Raw genomic sequence first — 23,886 nt, 5'->3', positions numbered from 1 at the left:
GGATGGATGATGAAATCTCTTCTTGCTGTAAAACACAGTTTCAGATCACTCCTCAGCACCAGCACTCATACTGCGACTTATCGGGAGTTTCGTTGGTCGATCATGCAATTGCATTCTCGCACGCAAGAGAGTAATCATTTTTTTAAACGATAAGCCACTAATAAGAAACAGAAGCAGAATGAAAGCAATTGTACCTCCTGGAGGTGTGCTCAGTTCATAAGAAGCCGATAGTCCCATAAACACGCCAGTCAATCCAATGCCCACGGAAATGAGAAGCGCTGCGGTAAAGTTGGATGATAGTCTGATGGCCAATGAGGCGGGTAAAACAATCAATGAAGACACAAGCAGTACGCCTACAATCGGCATTGCGGCAGCCACAATCATCCCTGTCAAGATACTAAAACCTAGTGAAATCCACGAAACCGGCATGCCGCTTGTTTTCGCTGTATCTTCGTCAAATGCCAATACATAAAGCGGTTTTCGTAGAAAATAAAAAAAGAAGATCCCAATCACAGCTACAGCTAGCATGAGAATCAAATCGGTACGAGAGACCGCCACAACTGAGCCGAACAAATACGAGGAGAAGCTTTTATGAATCGATTGATTCATACTCATTAAGATCACGGAAGCCGATAACCCCCCCACCATGATAATGGCGATGGATATTTCACTATACGTTTTGTAGGCTCTTCGGACATATTCAACGACAATCGCGCCTATGACCGCTATGACAAATCCAGCAGCAGTCGGATTGATATGTAAATACGCACCACCAGCTACACCGGAAAGTGACACATGCGACAGCATATCCGCCATCAATGCTTGTCGTCTGAGCAATAAATAGACGCCTAGAGCTGAAGCCACCAATGCGATTAACCCGCCGGCACAAAATGCCCGCTGCATGAAGTCGTAGTGCAGCATTTCCAAGCGCCCTCCTCCTTTCTCTCCAAGGTAATGATCCGATCTAGTTCATGTTCAATCTCGAACAAGTGATGTGTAACCAGGAGTACCGTTCTGCCTTTTTCCCTGACTTGCTCTCTCAATATTCGATAGAATTGGCTTCTGCTCTCTTTATCCATTCCAGTTGTCGGTTCATCCAGCACGAATAAATCCGGCGACATGGCCAAAGCTCTGGCTATACATATTCGCTGCTTTTGTCCACCGGACAACTCACCGATCTTCCGATGGCGATATTCCCACATGTCCATTTGTTTAAGCCATTGATCGGCAACTTCAATATCTTCAGCCTTCATCCTGCTCCACCATTTCCCGCGGCTAAATCGTCCGGATCGGACAAACTCTTGAACACTGCTGGGAAAACCGCCATTAAAAGCGGATATCTGCTGCGGAACATATGCGATGACTCGTTTGTTACCTTCACCATTAAACGGGGCAAGCGTAACCTCTCCCTTCCAGGGTTGGAGCAAACCCAAAGCCAGCTTGAGGAGTGTCGATTTCGCCGCGCCATTCGGACCGGTGACTGCTACGAATTCGCCAGCACGGATTTCCATAGAAGCTTCTTCCAAACAAGGCACTTCGTTGTATCCAAACATGACATCTTGAAGCAAAATCAGCTGCATATCGTTCCCGCCCTTTCTTGTAGAATCGCGTTGTGTGTAATAATTACGATTAAACATTAAAAAATATTCAACCACATCACATCGTAGTTGAACGTAATTATTACAATTAAGAACGATATCAGATTATGGACTGGGCGTCAACCCCAAATCGTATAGCCTCTTCAAGTATAGGAATGTTTATATCTTTTAACGTTTTGAACTTTATACAATATCCGCTAACACTCGCCTTGCCGAGATTTCCCCCATACGTAAGCTTTAAATAATTCTTATCTTCAATCCCAAGGATATAGACAGAGATTCCGGTTTTGTTGGCACTGATACCAATTTGATAAAATTCTCTGGTTTTTCCATCCGCATATTTTATGGTGTGCATTCCATATCCAATATTGGGATTTGAGACCGTCTTGTTTTCATTGTTTTTGCCATCCAAGAACCACAATTTACATGCTGGCATTACTTGCAGAATGATGCGGTGTAACGCTTGCATATCGCTACGTTTGGGCTCAGGTTGGCTAGAAATATACTCTTCTATTAGTTCTTGAGTGTTCATATAAAGTACACCTCTCTTTAAAATAATTACTTCATGTATTATATTTGTTACTTCGTTCCACTATCCTGCACGATGGATAATGGGATGATCAGTTCCGCCTCAGGTGATTCGGACGTGACTGTTAACTGTCGGCCTTCCGGCCAGTGATAGTGAACGGACTTGGATAAGGGATCGATCTCGACCGTGTACAGCGTACCGAAAGAATCTGAATACTGCCTGTTATACAAAGGTTCTTGCAAGAAGTCCGCAGCAGAAATGTTTCCCGCCATTTGAAAAAGATGGTCAAACCTTTCCAACGTACAGTTCTCTCCTTGCCCGGATTCCGGTCTCTCTTGTTGATGGTTCGTGCAGCAGATAAGGCCGTGTTCCACGGTCACTCCTTCCGGTGAGGCATATACGACGGCGTAATCTCCCTCGAGGTCAAGAAGGGAGATATTCTGAGCAAGGCGATGCGGTATGGAGCGGAGCCGCTTGACGGCTTCCGAGACTGTGGCCGCAGTTGCCAGGACATATCGGACGATTAGAGGAATGCTGAAACCGTCGCCCACCGTAAAACTTCCGCCGAAGGTGATAGCTGCAGCAAGACCATGATGGTTTAATCCGTCTAGGTAACCCCAGCCGTATTCGGCGGAACCGATGATCCATCCTCCTTCAGGGAGCGGTTCATGACGGATGACACCACTGAACTCATTGATTCCAAAATCGTAATTGCGAATCAACGTCGGATGATCCAGTCGAAGCGATATGGAGTTGCTGCAACCCGAGAAGAAGGGCGGTAGATTGTACAAGGCGAGCATTTGAGCCTGACCCGGACGGTTCGGAAAGACGGATAGCAGAGCTTTATAGTCAGGCAGCAACTCAGGCATATACTGTGCGAGCATCTGCCCCGCCTCATGGGTCTGAATCGGATGATGAGGACAGAATAGATCGAGATTCCAATGATGCGTGATGTGAGAATTCCAAATTTCCGCATGCTGTCTTAAAGCTGGCAAGCGTCTGAACCAATAGCTCTTCATTAAGCTGCTCATCTCCGACACTCCTTCTCGTCAATTCCCTTTTGCATTCACCTTACCTCAAAATAATGGATTATTCTTGATCATCTTTGCTATAAAACAAAAATGGAACAGATGCCGCCGGCATACTGCTCCAAGATGCGTTAAAAATTATTCGAACCATCTAGTAATATGCTTTTCTTTGGTCAAACCTAAATATGTATAACGTATCGTTACTTCTTCCAAGGGTTGTTGGTCGAATCGAATGGCAATACCATAATAGATAGGCGTCTTCTGATTGGAGTTAGCTTTGTTCTCAATAATGGTCCGAATCTTTTGCGAGGATAATTGAGGGCGAATGGATTGATTGTGAACATCCATAAACGTAGTCGCAGGGTCTGTCTTTTCCCCCATGAATTGGACCTGGTGACCGGTATTATAACTAATACCAAGTTGTACAAGGTCCGGCTTCATTTTCCCATTGACTGTCACGCTTTGAATATTGATATCCGTTCTGCTTTTATTGATAAGCATAATTGTATAAACATGATAATTCCCGTCTATGTCTGTATAGGTGGTTACACCATCGTCAACTAACGGGTCAGCACGATAATACCAGATGCTTACGCTAATTACACCTATGATAATCAATGCGCTGACTAATGTAACAAGCAGTGATTTATACTTAAGACGTTTCAACACTGAAAATCGCCCTCTCTTGAACTAAACATAACCATGAAAATGGTATGGAACTGATACTTTATGTTCTCCAATTCTTACTAGTTAAAGGACCATCCATTGCTGGATGGCCCTTATTGAACAATTTAAAGCTCTTGGATAGAGATCACATAGTAACTAGATTCTGCAGTTATTTCAAACCCTACGGAATGATAGAGGTTCAGTGCAGGTCTATTTTCAGTCACTACTCCCAGTCGAATTGTAGAAAACTTCTGTTCTAGTAAAAGTTTAACTACCCCAGCAAGAATTTCACGACCGTATCCTCTACCCTGGTGTGATGGGAGTACACATAAGTCGTGAATAACGGCAGTGTCCTGGTTCAAGCAATTGACCCTGACCATCCCAACTGGCGACAGGCTGTCCAAAGCGATGTAAGTCACTCGTTCAGGTTCCATAGTGCGGGCAAAATAGTTCCTAGTCCATGTCTCTGAATCGCCAAAAGCTAGTGATGAACATGTAACCATAAATTCAAAATCTTGAACGTCTGCTAATTGTAAGGTCAAGCCCGAAGGACATGATATATTTGCATGTATTTGATTTAGATTCATGGAGAACTCTGACGTACGATAGCTTGCGCCAATATGCTTAATGTAGTCTATACCTGGCTTCGAATTCGACGGTATACGAAAGCGACAGGTTTCGAAGCCCTGTGTTACCATTTCGGACACCGCACGTTTCAGCAAAGCGTTAAACACGCCTTGTCGACGAAAGTCCGGGTGAACCATCCCGTTAATATTCGCTTCGGTCCCATCGGAAGTATACCAACTAATAATTTTTCGGGTTTTTCGGGTTCTTGGAGACTGAAGGGTCATGGTGGTATGACCGCTAGCCAAGCAGCCGAAAGCGATACGTTTTCCAGCGCGTTTTATGAATTCAAGAACATTCCCGTTTTCTTCGGCAGAGTAATGGATGCGGGCATCACCCAAATCCAGGTTTCTACCGCAAAAGGGCAAGACAGTGAAGTGGCAGCTATTTACCATGGAGGAGACTATAATAGGTATTGGTTCGCGGCCTTCCCGTCCAAGGAGGATGGGTACATCGTTACTGCCTTGGACGCGAAAGGACAGATCATATCTCAAGTAACCTACAAGTAGAAGAAGAAAGGTCGAATCCAAGGGCAAATGGAATATAGTTCCTTTGCATATGGAATTAGGTGGTATGGATTCAGTAAATCTGCCTAATTAGTGTAATGAAAATGGAGCAGCTGCGGATCGCAAACTGCTCCTATTTCTTGATTAATCTTTATCGAAAATCGATTAGATATTTCATCGACCACATTTAGACTCTCCTTGAATTATGTATTATATGGGTGTACTCACAAGCCTATTTCAAGCTTCCTCTATCATAGGTGGTGGCCGCAAATCAGAGTCGTAATACGGTTACTGGCTCGTTGTGGCTGATTTCACCGCTCTCACGGAAGCCGAAGCTCTCATAAAGCTTTTTGGCGACTACGTTATCGGCTTCATAACAAGTCCAACAGTAACGTGCTGGCCCAGCCGGAAAGGTGCGGGTAAATTCTAAGATTTTTATCATGGCTTCCCGACCATAACCTCTGTTCTGATATTGCTTGTCAATCATTAATCGCAATATGCAATAGCTATCTTCTGCGATTGACGGAAGCTCGTCGTATCCGGTAATTCTATATGTCAACATAATAAAACCGACCGGCTGTTCTTCCGCGTAAATGGCAAACGGAAATGGATGTCCCCCATTGGTTGCAAGGACATAACACGAAGCCACGCTCGAGAGATTAGATGCAACGAAGCGGCGTTGGTCTTCCGAAACTTCCAGGTTAAATATGGCACGCCGGTTTTCTAATGTGATTGGTCTGAGAGTAATCATACATGCCTTCTCCCTTCATGATCTATATATGTTTAGGTGTCCGATACTTAAGGAATCGGTGTTCCCTGATGAAAAATCATCTGCCAACTTGCCTTCTCGTATTTCCAAATCGAACTTCGTAATGAGTGCTGCATCTTCTCTTCATTGAAGATTTGGTAAGTGGTTAAAACTATTTCCTCATTTAAAGGATGAATTTGAAAATGACTTAGACTCATTCTCACAGTGCCAATTCCATTTGGACCCAAGCCACTTTGTTTACTCCAGACCTTTCCTGAGCTCCCAAATTCAAAAAAGTTATCTGCAAGTAACTTAGAAAGTTCAATTTCTGAAGTTCGAACCTCAGGTGTTAATAGTTTTTCTTCTAATCTCAATAAATCATTTTTAATGGAATCGTGGTTAATACTTCATCCCTCCCATCCTCTTCAAGGCACTAACTACCTCTACTATTTCTGTATGTCCATCTCTGGTATGCGGTTATGAATCCAATCAACATAGCCACTAGGAAGATAAACGGAATATGATAATATATACTCCAGATATCATCCCAACTCTTGCCTATAATGATCTGTAAGATGATAAAGAGAACATTACTAATTAAGCCAAGCAACAGACCACGGCAAATGATAAAATTCAGTTTCCCCTTTTCAATATCCCGCATTTATTCCTTCGCCATCCCCTTACTCATCAAGCCCACCTTCTAATCAGACTTACCTACCGTTGTAGCGGCGCGCCTGCATATGAAGATCAGAGCCAGTTCTGATATAATACCCATTCCTAGGATCAAGATAGACCACATCATGACTGTCGTTTGCGACCAGTTGATACTAAATGGGAAACTAATCAATGATACGACATTAACGAAGATAACAAACATACGGCATCGGTTAACAGATACAGCGAAGTTGTGATTTGCGGTATCGATCGCGTGTTGGCATAGTGCTAGAAGAAACCAGTTTACCAAGAGCAATTGAAGAAACAACATCATGCTGCCATATGCCAACCACGGAGGAGAGACGTCAAACGAGTGAACGGGTTCGCCAAAGAAAGGCAGAACTTCCGCAACAGAGAACAACGTGAGAAGAGCAGCAGGCCACTGAGCTTTCAGATAATTGCTGCGATATTGACCCAAGCCGATGACAGCGTTCCACATCAGCGCATACCCGACAATGTCAGGAAGAATGTCGAGCCAACCGATTCGAAAATCTATAAGTAAGATTACCACACCCCAAGAGAAACGGAGAAAAGCGTTCTTCAAAGCAATGCTTCCTCCTTTCTCAAACGGACGTATTTAGATAGATCTTTCTCATATAAATCCGGCTGCTTGTTGATGAACATAACACCTGCAGGATTGCCATTCCTTTCTTCAGCAACAACCATAAGTTGAAAAACATCGAATTGGCGTATATCTCCCTTTGACAACAGAAAGCGATAGCTCATCGAGAAGGAGTCACCTTTGCGAAGTTGAATAGGAAAAGCGCTGAAATCGCTCGCCTTTACGCTGCCGTTATTTAGCATCAATTCAAACCCGCTTCCGAGCAAATCGGCATAGCTATTCGTAACGGCTGTGATTTCGATGTCTCTGCGCGCTATGTATCCGTCTCCTCCGGTACCATCGGAGGAACCCCTCGTGAAATTGGATTCCAGCGGGAGGGCTTGTTTATCAGGATGAATAATCAATTTACCGATCTCTACCGTATCTTCAAATCCGTCGTTGTAATAGACACGAAATTGATCGACAGTAAGCTGTTCTTTAAGCTGTCCGATCGCAATTGACGAAGGCGACAAAACAGCTTCACGCAGCTGCAATCTTCCCTTCTCATCTCTTGTTTCGATATGCTCAACATGAAGCATAATGCCATCAGCCAACTCGACCTGATAAGGTTCACGTGAAGAATCCTTATTCGTAAGATAATAGAGCCGCATATGTTGGAGCAGTGATTCAGGCATCTCATAATAATGTTTCAAGAAAATCGGCTTATCTACTTTTTGGCTCTCGTAGAACCATACGTTGCCTACCCATGAAGCAGCGACCGCCAAGGCAAGCAGCCAAATCCAATGTTTTCTCATCATCATACCTCGCTAAACAAAATAACTTAAAATAATAATTCCATTTTCCTCGAATTCTCCAGTTTCAACGAAACCTAACTTCTAATCTTTCCCCTGTATGCCAAATCTCCCTTTCTTATAAATGATAAATCCACCACTTCTATCCAATTTTACGCATGTTATAGACTAAAGTTGCTCTACATTACCCATTAACGAAACGAAGCCACCGATCGTGCCGGCAGCTTCTTCATAGGTGTGTATTGAGCAATAGTATCCAATCTTGATATTCGTTACTACTAACAGCGCAAAAAGAGACCCGCAGCAACGGGCCGCGGGTCTAAAGTATATTTTTAAAAGGGGGTTGAGACTTATTATAGACGGACTTCATTAAAGCAAGATGAAGTTAGCATGTCAATCGTATTACATTTTATTGAGCTCCGTTTACCGTCCGTTCAGTCTCCTCTTACTTGCGTTTCCCGAAGAAAAGCTGGCTCACTCGTTTAGAGAAGTCTTCTATTCCGAAACTTGCTGTATCAATCCGGTTATACCAGTTCGTAATGGTCTCCAGAATCCATAGCGGCACTTGTACCTCACTTATCAGGGGATAGAAATGTTTATAGGTCCACACCAAGTGCTCCCACCGACTATCGTTGCCTTCCTTGATATATTCCGATACATCAAGCACTTTGCCCCGACCTTCATGCAGAAGAACATTTTTCAGATGAATATCCCTCGGGTTCAGCCCCAGACTACGGACATACTCTCTGGCATGTTCAACGTCTTCGATTACTTGCTCCGGAACACTTACACCTTGCAGAAGACAATCATATAAGGTAAGGCCTTGTTCAAAACTTAATACCAAATAGTTAGGTCCTGCACCGTAACATTGGGCGAAGTACGGTGATCCTTCTAAACGTTTGTAAATCTCGGCTTCCGCTTCTTTCTTCTCTAAGGACTGAGCGGAATATACTTTATAGGCGTAATTGGGAGTGTTTAGGTGATAAAAGACCGCAGCATCCGTTCCGATGCCAATGCAGCGCAAGTCTTCGGCAAAACCGATGACGGAAACAGGCTTGTTATTATCATGTCCCACGACCTCAATATCCCTCAATACTTCCTCAACTTGACTCCAGTCTGCAGCCATCACGATCTACTCCTTCTACTTCATATTTAAATATCCCCCACTCATTCCAAATGGAGTAGCCTCTTGCGATCGGTGCAAATATCGAAATGTAATCTTGTCTCCTGATTAAAGATTTACGGGTCTACTACTAGTAGTATTCCCCTCAATTTTAAAAGGATTCCCTTTATAGCCGTTCATCGTGATAATTGGATAATACATATAAAAGTGTAGATCGCTAATCTCCAACTTACCTGTGTTCTTCACTTCAATTGAATAACCTCTGTATTCTTCACCAATCTCCTGACTAATCAAACTAATCTTTATATCTCTATCATTAAAGCGATAATCTTCAGTTGATGCACAACTAGTTACTGCGAGAACGATTAAAGAGATTAGTATGAGATGCTTCACATTCCCTTTCATTACCGATCCCCTCCCCTTTTTGCGAAGTATACAATATAACAACTATCCAAACAACCATTATGTGGTATTTTTATAAATATGAGGGATACCTTCGAATTCTTTAACGGTTGCCAGCGTGGCTATTTTATGAAATGACCCCCACTTAAAATTCTAACGGTTGCGAGCATCGTTATTCATGGGAAAAGCGTTGATTTCTATCGGAAAATCCTCAAATAAGCCCGCTGGCAACCGTTAGAAGCCACTTATGTAGGAAGAGCAGCCCCTACTGCACTATTACTTAAAAAGAAAAGCTCACCTCTCCGCAGCAATTACGGAAAGATGAGCTTCCACTCCTACATTAATAGAAATAATCGTATCCACCGTATCCGCCATATCCGTCATAATAACCGCCGTAACCGCCAAACCCTGTGAACAGGCCAATTGCGAGTAAATCGAACAGTAACAATGGAAGAAGAAATTTCACTTTAACTGTTTTGCCTTTTTCCTGTGTAAGAATCACACGGTTTCCTTGAACTGACGACAGTGTTCCTGTAACTACTGTTCCGTCCTTCTTGACCACATAGATTTTCTTGCCGTAATACTTTGAAATCTGTTGTTTGCTGACAGCCATTCGTCATTCCTCCCTCTCAACAGCTTGACTACTCTATTACTCTATTCAAGTGCACCGGAGGATGTTTGGGATTTTCATAGAATTGCAGAGACCAAATTAATTTGGCACCTAGTAACGAGAACAGCACCTCGCATATATGCGAGGTGCTGTTCTTCTCAGCTTTCACCTTTAAAGTTTTCGCAAGCAAGTTATACCTGTTCGTACTCCAGAAAAGGGTCACCGATCTCGATCCGATAAGCTTCAGCATCACTCGCCCCCACGTATAGATCAGCAAGACCATTCGTTTTCCTTACGATACCACCGCTAAAGATAACATCCGTCAGATCAGGCCGTTTGGCTGCCCCCTTCGGAAAGCTGGACCGTCTTGCAATAATTTTCATCGGTGTTTTCTCGAACGTATCCGGATGAATGGCGAACGTCATCGCTTGATAATGTCTGTCCTCGCCTTCGAAGGAAGCAATATGTCCCAGCACGCCTACCAGCCCATTGGAAAGCAGATGCGGTTCATTCGCTCCGCCCCACTCCAGTTCTAAGAATTGATCTTGAAATACAGGTGCATCCTCAATTCGTTTCGCTGAAATCTCCTCTAGACTCGCGCACTTAAAGAAACCAATCTTGCCCCGGCCGCCCTTCTCCCCCTGCGGTCTGGTTAGTACGCCGATTTCACCGCTCGCCAATTCGATAAGGCGCACATCCTTCATATGACTCGGTCCCGTCAAGAACAGCGCCAAGCTTGCGATATCCTGTCCTCGGTAGAATTCCGTTACCCACGAGATGATTTTATCCGGGTCGGCCGGATCCATGACCAGCTTCACGCCGCCGAAAATCAGCTCCCCTTTAATACGGGTGAAGAACGGATCCTGCAGTTCGTATGGCGCATACGAAGGATGCGGAACCCACGAATCGCCACACTGATGGAAGAAGACGACTTGGGACAGCTCGGTTTCACGGCTCTCTACACGTCCCGCGATTACGGGTTCCCCTTTATCCAAGAAAGGCGCTGAAATATTGTAGACGTCCCGAGGTCCGACGCCTACAAATTGAATCCGCACCCCCGGTTGAACACCTGCGCTGGACTGCCGTTCGAACTGCTCCAGCAATTCCGCGCAGCTCTGCGGCGCTGTATGTTTGTGTAACCTTAACATGCGTACGTACCTCCTCTATCTGTAAAGCAAATTGCTACTCCTCGTAAGGAGGCGTCTTGTAACCCCCGGCATACGTTGAATCCGGTTTGGCGAAATCACCTAGGAGGCCGCGACGCAGAGGCGTTGTTCGCTCCATAAGTGCGGTGCCATTCTCGAATCGGTCGGAATACCGCATCCAAGGCGGACTGTAAATATAATGCATCGTGTACCGGTCATAGTCGTGATTATGCTCATGCGAACGATGCCAAACCGCGTTATGAAACACCAATGCCGAACCTGCAGGTGCACAGACCACATGCCGAAGAGGACATTCCTCTGTTCCCTTCCGGACACTATCCGGCATTGGCACACGGCTGCGATGACTGCCCGGAATCATTTCCATGTTTCCTTTGCCTGGCTCACTTTGGTCCGTTAGCAAATACGAGACTCTTAACTGAAGAAGCGGAATCGGATGCCCCATCAGCTTAAAGTCGAATGCGCTCGATCCATCCTGATGCCAGCCGCCATGCTTACCTCCGGCAGGCTGAACGGTGCACCATGCGGATTGCAGAATGATGTTATCGGAGCCGTATAGACCGCGCACCTTGGGCATCGCTGCCGGATGATCGATCAGCCGCTCCAATGCAGGTTCGCTTGCATAACCTTCGCCGACCTGATGGGAGACCTTCTTCGGCTGATCGGCATGCAGACGCTGCGACGCTTCCAGACATGCCGCGATCTCGTCCGGACTTAGGACGTTCGGAATGACAAAATACCCCCATGACTCAAACATAAATCGGTCAAGCTCCGTAAATTCACCTGGTTTGACGATCGGATTCAGCATATCAATCTCCTCCTTCGGGAAGCTCCCAGCTTCCCTTCCATAATCACAAACAGGCTCCCAATAATCTGAGAGCCTATTCGCCTTTTCATGCGATTTGCGTATGTTATTGACCTTCGTATGGATTTGTTTTCAAGAACTCATTAAATTGTTTCTCCACTTCAGCGACTACCTTCTGGTACCCAGCTTTATCCAGAGCCTTCTGGATCTTAGTTAGATTACCTGCGGCATTATCCACTACGCCGTGACCAATGGTATACATCTGCGTGCGAACCTCGCTTACCTTCGCAACTTCTGTCTTCACGCTGTCGGGCACGAAGCTGAAGCCGGCATTCGGGCTCTTATGGAAGAAGTTAGTATCGCCCAAGTTGTTTAGCATCGTTACGATATTGTCCGGCGTCTTGCTGTCATAGCGAACCATCGTTGGGTTCCAAGTCAACGTGAAGCCTGGGAAGTTATAGTTCGTTGCTGCGTCAACTGTTGCCGGGTAGGAATACTTCGTATCCCCTTCCGCCTGCCAGTGCTTGCCTGCAATACCGAATTCGAACAGGTCATGATTCTCTGGTTTAGCAAACAACCAGTCAAAGAATGCGAGTGTGCGGTCTACATTTTTGGAGTTAGCAGGGATAGCAGCGAAGTTCCACGCTTTGAAGTCGCTTCCTACTGCTTTGGCCGTTCCATCCATAAGACCTGGCGTGATTACGTATGCACCGAGCTTCGCACCCGGAATCGAAGTCTCCAGCTGTTGGCTTTCCGAAGAGTAAATATCAAGCGTACGAAGGATCGATGCTGCCTTGCCGGACATGAATTGACCATCCGGATCCTTCTGTGCCAAGATATCCTTCTCCAGATAACCTTTCTTATACCAATCGCGAGCCATGTTGAAACCCTTCATTGGATCCATGGTATTCAGTGGTGCAGGAAGCAGCTTCAAGAATTCCGGATCGCTGTAGCCATCAACTGTCTTCGCTGCATAGGCCGTCCCGTCCGGTTTAATCGCGATGCTTACGCCCGTTCCTCCCATATTCACCATCGCATTATGCGTTGCTGTAAGCGGGTTCGTCATTTGGAGCAGCAAATCAGAGACTAGATCCGTATTGCCATTCATCGAGAACGGCACAATCCCTTTGTCATTGGCAAGCACGGCATCGTAGAACTTTTCCAAATCCGTGATGGATTTGATTTCGCCGATCCCATACTTATCAGCCAGATCCTGGCGATAGTAGATTGTACCGCCGCCGCTGAACGCATGCGTAAACGGAATGCCATATACATGCGAGCTGCCTGTTTTGTCTGCGAAGCTGTTGTTCTTGAGATATTCCGGTGTGAATGCTTTCTTCAGACCCGGGTATTTATCATTATTGAAGTAAGAGTCCAGATTAACCAGTTGATCCTTCGAAATCATCGCGCTGATGTTCGGATTCGTCCACTGCGCCGTAAATACGCTGTCCACTTGCTCGCCGGCTGCCAGCTTCAAGGAAACCTTTTGGCCGATGTCATCGAATGTCGTGAAGTTGAAATGGATCTTCGTATTGAGCGTATCTTTCGTTTCTTCGTAGAACTTGTCGAGCACAGCTTCCAGATCGTTGACGTTCGCAGTTGGAGAAGGCATATAGAACTCAAGCGTCACTTCTTCAGGAGCCGTGCTCTCTGTTGTTTCAGCTGCGTTTGAAGTGTTGTTGGTTGCCGCAGTATTGGTCTCTGCAGCCTTGTTTGTGGTGTTCGCCTTATTGGCGTTCTCCTCTGAATTCCCTGAACAACCTGCTAATGCTGAAAGAGACAATGTCGCTGCAACAAGTAGCGCCGCGTTTTTATGCAACTTTTTTCTCATTTTGTGTACCCCTCTCGATCTGATTGGAACGCTATATGCTAACCGGCATCCCGGTAATAGCCCGAACGAACGCTCTATGAATCTGGTAAAGCTTCTCTTAGCCTTTGACTGCTCCAACCGTTAAGCCCTTGATAAAATACTTCTGAAGGAACGGATAGAGCAAAACAATCGGACCAATCGATACCATCGCCGTCGCTACTCGAATGCCGATGGTCGGCACCGTTGCACCGCCAAGCGCCGCCCTTGCCGCTGAGCTTAGCGAGGAGTTCAGGAACTCAGCCTGCTGCTGCAGCCGCATAATCAAGTATTGAAGCGTAAACAACTTCTGATCGTCGATGAAGAGGAGAACCCGGAACCATTCGTTCCAATACCCCATGGCCGAGAATAAACCGATGGTTGCGAGAATTGGCGCCGACAGAGGCAGGATAATCTTGAAGTAGATATAGATATCACTTGCCCCATCGATCTTCGCTGACTCGGACAATGCCTCCGGCAAAGATGCGAAGTAATTCTTCATGAGAAACACGTTGAAGCCGTTCAAGGCACCCGGGATAATTAGCACCCAAATGTTGTTATGCAAATGCAGCATGCGAGTCGTTAGAATGTACGTCGGGACCAAACCACCGTTAAATACCATCGTCACATAAGTGAAGAATGTGATGCGATTCCGGTACTTCAAGGTGCTGACCGTCAGCGGGTAGGCCAGCGAGCTCGTAAGGAAGAGCGTCAGTATAACGCCGCCGATAGTCGTGATGATTGTAACGGAATAAGCGCGGTAAACACTCTGCGTTCCTGTGAAGATCAGCTTGTATGCGGTCAGATCGAACTGCGATATCCATAAGCTGTAGCCATTGCGAATCAGCGCCAGTTCATTGGTGAACGATGCGGCAAGCGCAATCCACAGCGGCAGCATACAGATGAGCGCGAATCCGATGATGGTTACGTAGAAGACGGTTAGCAGCGTCCGGTCACCCATCGTCTTGTGGTGCATGGCGATTCCTCCTTTCAAGGCCGGACCTTAGAACAGTGCCGAATCCTTCGATAGCTTGCGTGTGATGCCGTTAGCGGAGAGTACGAGGATGAAGCCGACGACGGCTTGGAACAGGCCGACTGCCGAAGACATGCCAATATCATTGTTCATGCGAAGAGCGCGGTACACGTACGTATCAATAACATCCGTCGTCGGTCGCAGTACCGGATTATCGCCTACAAGTGCATAGATCATGCCGAAGTCTCCGTAGAAAATGCCGCCGATCGACAAGATGAACAGCATGAGCGTTGTGGTCTTCAGCATTGGCAGTGTAATGCGAGTAATGGATTGGAACCGGTTGGCTCCGTCAATGCGAGCCGCTTCGTACATCTCTTGATCCAGACCGCTAATCGTTGCCAAATAGATGACGGTACCGAATCCAACGCCCTTCCACAGACGAAGCATGACGAGAATGAACGGCCACCAGGAAGCATCCTGATAATAATTGATAGGTTCTAGTCCGAATACACCGAGTACATGATTAATGACACCTGCATCGGTGGAGAAGAGTGCAATCGAGAAGATTGAGATAACTGTCCATGAAATAAAGTTCGGCAGAAACATAAAGGATTGCGCGATCTTCTTCACCGTCTTGCTGCCGATCTCGTTTAGACCGATCGCCATGAACATTTGGACAGCTAGCCCGGTAATGATGAACAAGATGTTCAGATAGATCGTATTGATCGTGACCGTTATCCAATCGTTGGAGGTAAAGAAGAACTTGAAGTTCATCAGCCCTACGAACTCACTCTTCAGTCCATACAGTCCTGCCATCGGATTGTAATCCACGAATGACATGTACAGTCCGGCCATGGGCAAGTAGTTGAACACAATGAGGAATAGAATACCCGGTAAAGTGAGCAAGTACAGATACCGGTTCTTTATGATCTCTCGTAAGAACGTGTCTTTCTTCTTCCTCTCAGTCGGTGGCTTCGACTGCGTTTGCCGCTCAAGCGTTATGGGAGCTGGCATGGTTGTTCCTCCTCTGGTCTATCATTTGTGTACACTCAAAGTTGATTATTCAGCTGCTTGAGCCCAAGGTTGGCTTTAATTGCTTCTATTGCGATTTCTACATAACCGATCGAGGTATCGCTTGCCCCGTAGTAGATCTTCACGAGACCATCCTCATGCAGAGCACCGCAAGGGAAGATGACATTCCCGAAAAATCCCTCTAGCTCATAGTCCGTCTCCGGCTCCATAATCGGCTCCACACTTCGTGCAATGACTTTCCATGGCTCCTGCTTATCCAGCAGCAGCGCCCCGATGCAGTAGCGATTGGACTTGTCCGCACCGTGATAGATTTCGAGCCACCCCTCTTCGATCTCGAACGGGACCGCGCTGGCTCCAATTCGGCCATCGTCCCAGAAGCCTGGCCTTACGCCGATAAGGTGTCGATGGTTGCCCCATTGCTTGAGATCGCTGGATTCTGCAATCCACATCTCCGGTTGTCCGTAGTGGGAGCAAGATGGACGGTGAAGCGCATAGTAGCTGCCTCCGATCGAGGCCGGGAAGATCGCAACGTCTTTGTTATCGGGGTGAAAAATGTTCCCTTGTCTCGTAAAGGTAATGAAGTCTTCGGTTGTGATCATGGATGTGCAGATGCCGTATTCAGAGATTGCAGAGTAGGTTATGTAATAGATGTCTTCTATTAAAGTAATGCGGGGGTCCTCGATGCCATAACTTTCATATGGATTGCTAGGTAGAAGGGTTGGTTCAGGATCGATTGTGAACTGAATGCCGTCTGTGCTCCTCGCCAGTCTTAAATGAGAGATAGACGTTAGATAATTTCGTTCTGGTGTGCGGATAACTCTTACATCGGAGAAGTCGTATTCCGGCTTGCGTTCAAGCGTATGCAGCTCGATACGGTCTTCGGAAGGACGATACAGGGGTACTACGTAAACCTCAGGATTATCGTTAATCGGACGTTCAGCAACACGGAGCAGCAGGATCGTTTCATCTTGATAGCGGGTAACTCCTGCATTGAATACCCCGATGACCTCCATATCCGAATTGGAAGCGTTAACATTTTGAGGTTGAATAATAGGGTTACTCGGTGATCGCCTCGGTTTCGTCAAGGGCACTCTCTCCTGTCCATTACTTCTCGTTTGCTTCAGGGGGGGATTTATTACCTTATGTAAGCGATTATAAATTAGGTTATTATTTCCTGTCAACGGTTAAAATTAAGTTATTTTTCTAGAGGTGGTTTAAATAGTAAATCGTTGGAAACAGCGATTAAACCCAGTAAACACGCGGGTTTTTGTGAAGTTTAACGGCCTTCAAAACCCACTTTATCGTAACTTTATGCCAAAACACAGAAAAGATACCTGGAAACTTATAACTTTACAATTGACTTGTTAAGTAACTTTTTATAGTATTTAATTAGCAGTCAAAATGACATTATTAGGGGAAATTCGCATGCAGGTGGGTAAAGTTACGCTAGATACCATTGCCGCGCAGCTCGGCATTACGAAAGTGAGCGTATCTAAAGCTCTGAATAACCAGCCGGGTGTCAGCGATGAGTTAAAGAAACGTATCGTTCAATCTGCCCGTGAGCTCGGATATATTAAGAAGGGGAACGTCAAACCTTCTACTGCCGTCTCCAAACTTGGACTCATTGTCCCCAAACGATTCTTTCTGGAATCGGATAACTTCTATACGAAGATCTATTATTATACCAATCAGGAATGTGCCAGGAAGGATATTAGCCTATCCTTATATGTTCTGGATCCCGAGCAGGAGCAGAACGGCTCACTTCCGCTCTCCCTCATTCAGGACCAGGGCGAGCTGGACGGCTTGTTCGTTGCAGGAGAGGTAGCAGCAGACTACATGAAGGTGCTGCTGGACTGCCCATTTCCCATTGTAGTCATTGATTTCTACAAGGCGGGTATGACGCTGGACTGCATTCTGGCCGATAACTATCAAGCCGGTTATACCGTAACGAATTACCTGATCCAGAACGGACACACGCGGATTGGCTTCGTTGGCAATCCTCAATTCACAACCAGCGTGATGGACCGCTACTGTGGTTATATTAAAGCGCTTACCTATCACCAGCTTGAGATTAATCCGAGCTGGAGAATCGTGAATAATGATATTAACAACTCCTATGTCATGGACTTTCAGCTCCCGGCTGAGCTCCCGACCGCATTCGTATGTCACTGTGACATGGCTGCCTATAAATTGCTGCTGAAGCTTCAAAAGGAAGGTATTTCCGTACCTGACGACGTATCACTCATCAGCTTCGACAACACGGACCTGAGCCAGAGTGTTACTCCTGCGCTGACTTCGATGAATATCAGCAAACATGATTTTGCGACCGAAGCCGTTCACCGCATGTTGTGGCGTATCAAGCATGACAGCGCGCAGAGCAAGACGACGTATTTGCAAAGCACATTAATCGAGCGAGATTCAATTAAGCGGATGTAACCGCGCGTAATAACAAAGGAAGGCTGCCTGAGCAATTGTTGCTCGGCAGCCTTCCATCGTTTCATGCATTTATTGCTACACGGCTATAAATCGGATTAGACCTAATAGAGCAAAAGCGAATAACACCGTGCCGGCCCCGATACCCGTGATCGCGCTGTTTGCCACTTGGAGCCTAGGCGCAACAATAACGGCTACAATCGAGACGATAACCATAAGCGCTGCCAGCAGCCATAAGCTGGGATCATCAAAGACGTTTTTCAAGCTAATAAAATGAATGCCTACGATAAAAGCGATCCATGGAGCGACATAAGCCTTGCGCTTCGATCGGATCAATACATATGCGCCTACACCAGCCAGAACAAATTCGCCATAAAACGAAATCAAATAGTTACGGAAGGCGGACACCTCATTCAAAGCGGACGGCGCATCCCAGTTCCTAACGCTCAGATAGACTCCTGTTAAGCACACGATTAACGCAATTCCCGATGCAATGCCCAGATATATCCGCCAGCCAGCTCTGGGATTCTCTTGTGCCCAGCCAAACCACGCAAAACTAAACATGCCAAATACCGATGCATACATCGCGTAGTCCCTAATGTAATCCATTAACAGCCTCCTCCTAATTCACGTCTTTAACTTTAAAAAGACTTAGCATCATTGAATATCCACTTATTAAACCGATAAAAAATTGACCATTAAAACTCATGATCCTGATAAACGTGTGGCCTAAAGGTAAGGCCAAATAGAAGGATAAAACAAAATAGACTAAAGTAGCAAAACTGATAGCGAAAACAACAAACTTGCTGCTATCCAAACGTACATGCTTTGGTATTCCTTTCATCAACGCCAGATAAATACCAGAAAATAACGAAACTATGATTGGAATCCATAGATGATATCCCCGAATATTAAATGTTTTTGAAGACCAATCTTGAGCAAATTCAAGTAAAGTACTTGAATAATAAATGATTAAAATAGCTCCAATAGACCAAATAACAGAGTAAAGATTTCTTGCGTAATTACTCATACGGTAATCCTCCCTTAAATCAAGAAAACTTTTCCACTTAGGTTAAAACGAAATACGGCCATTAAAGTTGCACTTATTTGCCAAATGAATAAAGGCATCCGATCAGATCGGATGCCTTCGAATATTCATAAGGTTAATGCTAAGCTGCGAATGAGCTCGGCCTGCGTGAAAGGTTGTTTTCTCCCCCAGCTCTTTACGCAAACGAGGTAAGGGCTAGCCGGGTTCTTCCGGTGGTAGAAACCGGGAACGCGCATGACGCGAGCGAGGTCTGTGATTTTGGGATCGGAGTTGAACTTACGGGCCAGCGCTCGCTGAATGGGAACAAACCAGCCGATCGAGCCTTTACGAATTGTCCAGTAAATGTGGTAGCCGTTTTTGGTTTCGACGATCATTGCACCACGAATGAGCTTTCGGTGCTTGGCAAGAAACTTCTGTTTGAGCTGCCGCACTCTTCGCTTGCCTCGCTGCGCGAGCAGTTGATAAAGCCCTTGCTTGGTAGGTGTCACGCTGATGGATTGGATCTGTTCCAACCGGTCCGCTTTCAGCTCCTGCATGCGCCGCTCCGCTTCTTCTCTCGTATCCAGCAATTCGGAGATCTTGTTGAGGTCCACGTCGATGAAGTGAGCGCGAACCCCCTTGAACCGGCCCCGGGCCTCCTCCCGATAATTCACGGTCATGAACACCGCATAACCTTCCTTATTTTTGCGAAGCAGTGGAACCTCACGCTTCGCTGGAGTCAGCAGCGTAATCCGGGACAGCCGGCTCTCCAGCTGATTCAATGGCTTATGCAGCGTCATCGCCCTCGTCTTGCTTTGCGAGGTGGGGAGAGTTGGCTTGCGGGCCATCGTATCGTGGACGAGCGTAAAATGTAAGGTTTGCCCTCTTTTGCAGCCGAGCTTCTTGATAAAATGCCGGAATTGACGGGAACGCGACCGCATGCGGCTTGCATGCAGGTTCAAACTTTCCACACCATCACTTCCCTCTATTTTAGGCTGACATCACACGATCACACGCTGCATCCGCCTTTACACAATCATATTCTGCCAATATTCCATTCGTGTGGTCACTCATCATGCTTTGCTGCATTCATGAATAGTCTACCTACGTCTTACTTCATGGGCTGAGTGATTTTTTGAATGGATCCGGAACGATTATTGATAATCAGCCATGTAATTTCGTTTACCGACTCTACAGGAGATAGGTAAACCACCCAAGATTGCCTATCTCGACTAATCGACCCTACATTCCATTTAAACGATTGGCTAGCAACATATCGTTCGGCGATTTGCCTTGCTTCCTTTTTGGAAATTGTGAAGTAATCATACATTAATGAGGCCGCAAGGATAATTACAAGGGTTAGCGCACTAACTGCCATTACCTTCTTCATCATTTCACCTCAATATCGAGCAATAGATGTTGAATTAACCTAAATCGAACTGAATGCAAACATGATTTCAGCCTCACAAACCATTTCATTGTTAACCATGGCAACGCCTTTTCCTTTGACGATCTGGCCTTTAATTCGAGTTACATCAAACGTAAGGAGGAGTTGGTCCCCCGGTTTTACTTGCTGTCCGAATCGACAATTATCAATACCGGTCAATAAGCCGATTGTTTGACTGCTTTCTCCTTTGGACATCACGATACCGCCGACCTGCGCCAATGCTTCGACAATCAAGACCCCAGGCATAACGGGATAGTCGGGAAAATGACCAAGGAAATAAGGTTCGTTGATTGTCACATTTTTAATTCCAACCGCTTTCTTGCCCTCATCTATCTCTAAGATTCTATCAACCAATAGAAACGGATATCGATGAGGAATGAGCTTTTTAATTCGTTCAATATCAAGCATGGATTTCCTCCTCCTGCTGATTTACTTCAGTAAATGGTATTCCCTTTTCAAGTATTTCAAGTAAAACAATATCCCTGCTCGGTCAACATCAGAGAATTGTAGAGGGTCATCATTCATTAATTGGTTCAATTCATCTACCGTAATCCATTTTGGGTTTTTCGTTTCATCACCTGATATTAATAAGTTCCCTTGTGCTTTACAACGGAAGTACACACCTACAGAATCAAAGGGCCCTTTTATGGTCTGATATGCCCCGAAAGGTTGTATACATTCCACTTCAAAGCTTGGGTCAATACCAATGGTATCAATCCTTGTATCCTCACCTTCAATTTCTACTACATCCAATCCCGTCTCTTCCTTTACTTCTCTTATTAGTGCTTTTACGAATGATTCATATTGCTCAATTCTTCCACCTGGAAGCTCTATCCGCTCAGGACCATCAGGCTTATTCCTTGTCTGAACTACGATTTCGATTATTCCATTATGAGTTCGTTCAATGATTGCACGAGAATTAACTAAAAACATTCGATATCACAACACCCTTCTTTTCATCATAACTTACATTTTCGATAGTAAACGAAGCCTTTAATCAATGAACTACCTTCCATTGAGCCCATTTCTGGGCTATATGTAACCTTGCTTGTTTACTCCGATCCGAGTAAAAGCACTGCCCATCTCGCCATTCTGGCATCGGGTCGAAGGCAATACCAGTGATCGCTTCGAGAGCATTGCACCTCGCTCCGAATAGTGAGACGCGTTGGAGTAACGCATCTTCATAAAGACCAGAAATAAGCGGTTCTATAAAACCATGGTTATTTATCGCTGAAGCGAGCTTTATTGAACAGTATCGGAGGTTCACATCAGGATCCTGAAATAGCTTTATAATTTCATCAGTTAACCCCTGCCACATTTCGGGACAATTGTTCAAAGCAAACAGTGCTGCCATTCGAACGTAACTAGAGTCATCGCAAAGCAACCGACGTAAAGCACTGCTTGAAAGCTTGCCTGAGTGAAATCCTAGAGCCGTTATTGCAGCTGTACGAACCTTGTGGGACTTGTGATTCGATAATGAAAGCAGTTGTTCCGCAACTTCGTCAGAGAACAGTTCCCCGCAGAAAGACAATAAAACAGAAGTAATGAGTGCCTCATCCTGATCTTGCATTGCCTCTATGCGCGTTGATTGGTCTTTACTTTGCCAATCTTTCCATTCGCAATACGGTTTATAGCTATTTTCGATTGGGGGTACCGCTTCTACAGCTCCCGCAACATCAACTAAACCCGCATACAATTCGTCCCACATCTCATTCCTTATCGAGCTGCTGATCATTGCAGCTTTCACTTGGTTCGCAGTCCAATTGGGCTGTGCTTGCCAAATACATGCTGCACATCCCAATATAATTGGACCCGCAAATGAAGTGCCTTCTGTTCTGGCATAACCTTCAGGCAGGTTATCATTAGATGCTGTATAATGACTTCGTCTCTCTTCAAGTGTCTGAAAAGGCATTGGTAAAACCAGATTTTCAGCTGGCGCTAGAATCTCAGGTATCCACTTGCCTTCAAAGGTATTGCCCCTGCAGCCGTGGTATGGCCTAGCCTGATTGATTGCTGCATCCTCTGAGATGATCACGCCGCCAACCGACAGGACAGACGGTGACGAAGCCGGCCCACTGCAAGTTAATTCCATCGTGTTACCCGACGCTACGATTACGAGAAGACCATCCACTGAAAGTTGTTCGCATCGTATTCGAATCGGATCAGCTTGCCAAGGTAGAAGTCCCGTATCACGCGTTGATGCAATCGTTAATACTACTCCTCTAATATTATACTGACGCCAATTCAAGATCAGCCAACTTAAAGCGGCTTCAAATTTATGCTCAATTTCTTCGATGGTGTTGAAGCGCCCCGTCTCCAACAAGTAGAGATCCGCATCAGGGGCAGCTCCAGCATATCGTTCATCTGATAAGTAGCCGGAGCCAGCAGCTGCTGCCGCTGTCCACAATCCATGTAAACCTCTGTTCCAGGGTCCGTCATTCGCCACATGTAAAGTAGGATGAGGATCGGGCTCGGATGTTTTCACGAGATAACTATTTCGGCGTACATTTGTAGCAATGTCCGGATGGTTCGGGAAACTACCATCCACAATAGCTATACCGACACCTTTACCAGTGAGTTCCTCCGGAATCCGAAGGAATTCTCTAATTGAAGACCACGACATTCGACCGCCCCCCCTCGATTGAACAAATAGGACCGGGGATTCTTTTCCCTCGGCCCTTACTTTGGTGTACTCTTCTCGCTTTCCGCTACCAATCCGAACTGTCGTTGCTCATTAGCTTAAAGATCTTCTTGCTTTTTCTTATTTTCTACATACCACTCACTTAGATAGGGTACATATGAAAGTTACATCGGTTCACCGTCGAGCATTGATATAAATTCAAGCTCGTTACCATCGGGATCATCAAAATAATAAGCAGCGGCCGGCATCCATGTATGTACGATCGGCTCTTCGGTGCCACGACCAAATACTGGCTTAATACGAATATCTCTATCGCTTAAATACTGAGGAGCAAGGATTAAATCTTCAAAATTCACATTGAAAGCAAAATGACGTTTATTCATGTCCTCCTCTTTGACTTTCCAGAGTCCAAGCATATGTTTTTTCTCATCTGTAATCCATAAAAAAGCAACATTCTCATAACGGACATCTAGCTTCAATCCAAGCGATTCGTAAAACTCGATGGAGATATCCAAATCACGAATGAACAAATGAGTTTCAAATAATCCTTTTATCATAGTTATATCCCCTCACTAAACGTTTACCGTTGCCATTCATGCTGGCTGCGCAAGAGCATCG

At 45.6% G+C, this 23,886-nt stretch carries 28 protein-coding genes; 2 read left to right on the top strand and 26 right to left on the bottom strand.

From position 1 onward, the window contains the following. Nucleotides 1–45 precede the first annotated feature (45 nt). The 6 genes from BLW29_RS14880 to BLW29_RS32120 form a co-directional block, all read right to left on the bottom strand. Nucleotides 46–927: a metal ABC transporter permease gene (locus BLW29_RS14880; protein ID WP_090980839.1), complete on the bottom strand. Its 882-nt coding sequence runs from the start codon at nt 925–927 to the stop codon at nt 46–48. Next, nucleotides 873–1,580, bottom strand: a complete 708-nt coding sequence (locus tag BLW29_RS14875; RefSeq protein ID WP_090980837.1) for a metal ABC transporter ATP-binding protein — start codon at nt 1,578–1,580, stop codon at nt 873–875. Before BLW29_RS14875 ends, BLW29_RS14880 begins: the two co-directional genes overlap by 55 nt. Before the next feature lie 118 nt (nt 1,581–1,698). Next, nucleotides 1,699–2,130, bottom strand: coding sequence for a DUF1801 domain-containing protein (locus BLW29_RS14870; RefSeq protein WP_090980835.1), 432 nt, complete (start codon nt 2,128–2,130; stop codon nt 1,699–1,701). Nucleotides 2,131–2,177: 47 nt separating this feature from the next. Then, complete coding sequence (locus BLW29_RS14865) at nt 2,178–3,158, bottom strand: C45 family autoproteolytic acyltransferase/hydrolase (RefSeq protein WP_090980833.1); 981 nt, start codon at nt 3,156–3,158, stop codon at nt 2,178–2,180. Between the two features lie 135 nt (nt 3,159–3,293). After that, complete coding sequence (locus BLW29_RS14860) at nt 3,294–3,824, bottom strand: hypothetical protein (RefSeq protein WP_090980830.1); 531 nt, start codon at nt 3,822–3,824, stop codon at nt 3,294–3,296. 122 nt (nt 3,825–3,946) lie between these two features. Beyond that, on the bottom strand, nt 3,947–4,324 hold the full coding sequence (locus BLW29_RS32120) for a GNAT family N-acetyltransferase (RefSeq protein ID WP_371264725.1): 378 nt from the start codon (nt 4,322–4,324) through the stop codon (nt 3,947–3,949). A 354-nt stretch (nt 4,325–4,678) separates the two neighbouring features. On the opposite strand from BLW29_RS32120, the gene BLW29_RS31440 reads away from it, so the two are divergent. Continuing rightward, nucleotides 4,679–4,954 (top strand): hypothetical protein, encoded by a 276-nt coding sequence (locus BLW29_RS31440; RefSeq protein WP_177186633.1) that lies wholly within the window; start codon nt 4,679–4,681, stop codon nt 4,952–4,954. Nucleotides 4,955–5,222: 268 nt separating this feature from the next. On the opposite strand, the gene BLW29_RS14850 is transcribed toward BLW29_RS31440, so the two are convergent. The 13 genes from BLW29_RS14850 to BLW29_RS14785 form a co-directional block, all read right to left on the bottom strand. Then, complete coding sequence (locus BLW29_RS14850; RefSeq protein WP_090980826.1) at nt 5,223–5,702, bottom strand: GNAT family N-acetyltransferase; 480 nt, start codon at nt 5,700–5,702, stop codon at nt 5,223–5,225. A 47-nt stretch (nt 5,703–5,749) separates the two neighbouring features. Further along, nucleotides 5,750–6,103 (bottom strand): nuclear transport factor 2 family protein, encoded by a 354-nt coding sequence (locus BLW29_RS14845; protein WP_090980823.1) that lies wholly within the window; start codon nt 6,101–6,103, stop codon nt 5,750–5,752. A gap of 296 nt (nt 6,104–6,399) precedes the next feature. Further along, nucleotides 6,400–6,957 (bottom strand): hypothetical protein, encoded by a 558-nt coding sequence (locus BLW29_RS14835; protein ID WP_090980819.1) that lies wholly within the window; start codon nt 6,955–6,957, stop codon nt 6,400–6,402. Beyond that, complete coding sequence (locus BLW29_RS14830) at nt 6,954–7,769, bottom strand: hypothetical protein (RefSeq protein WP_090980817.1); 816 nt, start codon at nt 7,767–7,769, stop codon at nt 6,954–6,956. The genes BLW29_RS14835 and BLW29_RS14830 overlap by 4 nt, the downstream gene beginning before the upstream one ends. A gap of 442 nt (nt 7,770–8,211) precedes the next feature. After that, entirely contained in the window at nt 8,212–8,892 is a 681-nt protein-coding gene (locus BLW29_RS14825; RefSeq protein WP_090980815.1) for a serine/threonine protein kinase, read from the bottom strand. Between the two features lie 105 nt (nt 8,893–8,997). Beyond that, the gene (locus BLW29_RS14820) at nt 8,998–9,294 is read right to left on the bottom strand and encodes a hypothetical protein (RefSeq protein WP_090980813.1); all 297 of its coding nucleotides are present in this window, start codon (nt 9,292–9,294) and stop codon (nt 8,998–9,000) included. A gap of 337 nt (nt 9,295–9,631) precedes the next feature. Beyond that, a complete protein-coding gene (locus tag BLW29_RS14815) occupies nt 9,632–9,904 on the bottom strand; it encodes a hypothetical protein (protein ID WP_090980811.1) in 273 nt (90 codons plus the stop codon). Nucleotides 9,905–10,092: 188 nt separating this feature from the next. Continuing rightward, nucleotides 10,093–11,049, bottom strand: a complete 957-nt coding sequence (locus BLW29_RS14810) for a DUF1861 family protein (RefSeq protein ID WP_090980809.1) — start codon at nt 11,047–11,049, stop codon at nt 10,093–10,095. 34 nt (nt 11,050–11,083) lie between these two features. After that, nucleotides 11,084–11,872, bottom strand: a complete 789-nt coding sequence (locus tag BLW29_RS14805; protein WP_090980807.1) for a phytanoyl-CoA dioxygenase family protein — start codon at nt 11,870–11,872, stop codon at nt 11,084–11,086. 103 nt (nt 11,873–11,975) lie between these two features. Next, on the bottom strand, nt 11,976–13,700 hold the full coding sequence (locus BLW29_RS14800; protein ID WP_090980805.1) for an ABC transporter substrate-binding protein: 1,725 nt from the start codon (nt 13,698–13,700) through the stop codon (nt 11,976–11,978). Nucleotides 13,701–13,797: 97 nt separating this feature from the next. Beyond that, nucleotides 13,798–14,691, bottom strand: coding sequence for a carbohydrate ABC transporter permease (locus BLW29_RS14795; RefSeq protein ID WP_090980804.1), 894 nt, complete (start codon nt 14,689–14,691; stop codon nt 13,798–13,800). Nucleotides 14,692–14,718: 27 nt separating this feature from the next. Further along, nucleotides 14,719–15,702, bottom strand: a complete 984-nt coding sequence (locus BLW29_RS14790) for an ABC transporter permease (protein WP_090980801.1) — start codon at nt 15,700–15,702, stop codon at nt 14,719–14,721. A 35-nt stretch (nt 15,703–15,737) separates the two neighbouring features. Continuing rightward, nucleotides 15,738–16,805, bottom strand: coding sequence for a glycoside hydrolase family 130 protein (locus BLW29_RS14785; RefSeq protein ID WP_256208626.1), 1,068 nt, complete (start codon nt 16,803–16,805; stop codon nt 15,738–15,740). Nucleotides 16,806–17,145: 340 nt separating this feature from the next. On the opposite strand from BLW29_RS14785, the gene BLW29_RS14780 reads away from it, so the two are divergent. Beyond that, nucleotides 17,146–18,156 carry a LacI family DNA-binding transcriptional regulator gene (locus BLW29_RS14780; protein WP_177186638.1) on the top strand — a complete coding sequence of 337 codons (1,011 nt, stop codon included), beginning with the start codon at nt 17,146–17,148 and terminating at the stop codon, nt 18,154–18,156. 75 nt (nt 18,157–18,231) lie between these two features. On the opposite strand, the gene BLW29_RS14775 is transcribed toward BLW29_RS14780, so the two are convergent. The 7 genes from BLW29_RS14775 to BLW29_RS14740 form a co-directional block, all read right to left on the bottom strand. Then, nucleotides 18,232–18,762 (bottom strand): hypothetical protein, encoded by a 531-nt coding sequence (locus BLW29_RS14775; RefSeq protein WP_090980797.1) that lies wholly within the window; start codon nt 18,760–18,762, stop codon nt 18,232–18,234. A 13-nt stretch (nt 18,763–18,775) separates the two neighbouring features. Further along, entirely contained in the window at nt 18,776–19,183 is a 408-nt protein-coding gene (locus tag BLW29_RS14770) for a hypothetical protein (RefSeq protein WP_090980795.1), read from the bottom strand. 125 nt (nt 19,184–19,308) lie between these two features. Beyond that, on the bottom strand, nt 19,309–20,151 hold the full coding sequence (locus BLW29_RS14765; protein ID WP_090980793.1) for a DNA-primase RepB domain-containing protein: 843 nt from the start codon (nt 20,149–20,151) through the stop codon (nt 19,309–19,311). A 458-nt stretch (nt 20,152–20,609) separates the two neighbouring features. After that, nucleotides 20,610–21,035 carry a 3-hydroxyacyl-ACP dehydratase FabZ gene (gene fabZ / locus BLW29_RS14755; protein WP_090980789.1) on the bottom strand — a complete coding sequence of 142 codons (426 nt, stop codon included), beginning with the start codon at nt 21,033–21,035 and terminating at the stop codon, nt 20,610–20,612. A 21-nt stretch (nt 21,036–21,056) separates the two neighbouring features. Continuing rightward, the gene (locus tag BLW29_RS14750; RefSeq protein ID WP_090980788.1) at nt 21,057–21,560 is read right to left on the bottom strand and encodes an NUDIX hydrolase; all 504 of its coding nucleotides are present in this window, start codon (nt 21,558–21,560) and stop codon (nt 21,057–21,059) included. 64 nt (nt 21,561–21,624) lie between these two features. Further along, nucleotides 21,625–23,250 carry a S8 family serine peptidase gene (locus BLW29_RS14745; protein ID WP_090980786.1) on the bottom strand — a complete coding sequence of 542 codons (1,626 nt, stop codon included), beginning with the start codon at nt 23,248–23,250 and terminating at the stop codon, nt 21,625–21,627. A gap of 182 nt (nt 23,251–23,432) precedes the next feature. Then, entirely contained in the window at nt 23,433–23,825 is a 393-nt protein-coding gene (locus BLW29_RS14740; protein ID WP_090980784.1) for a VOC family protein, read from the bottom strand. Between the last annotated feature and the right edge of the window lie 61 nt (nt 23,826–23,886).

The sequence above is a fragment of the Paenibacillus sp. CF384 genome (assembly GCF_900106745.1).
GTDB lineage: Bacteria > Bacillota > Bacilli > Paenibacillales > Paenibacillaceae > Paenibacillus_Z.
This window is presented reverse-complemented; position numbering and strand designations above follow the sequence as displayed.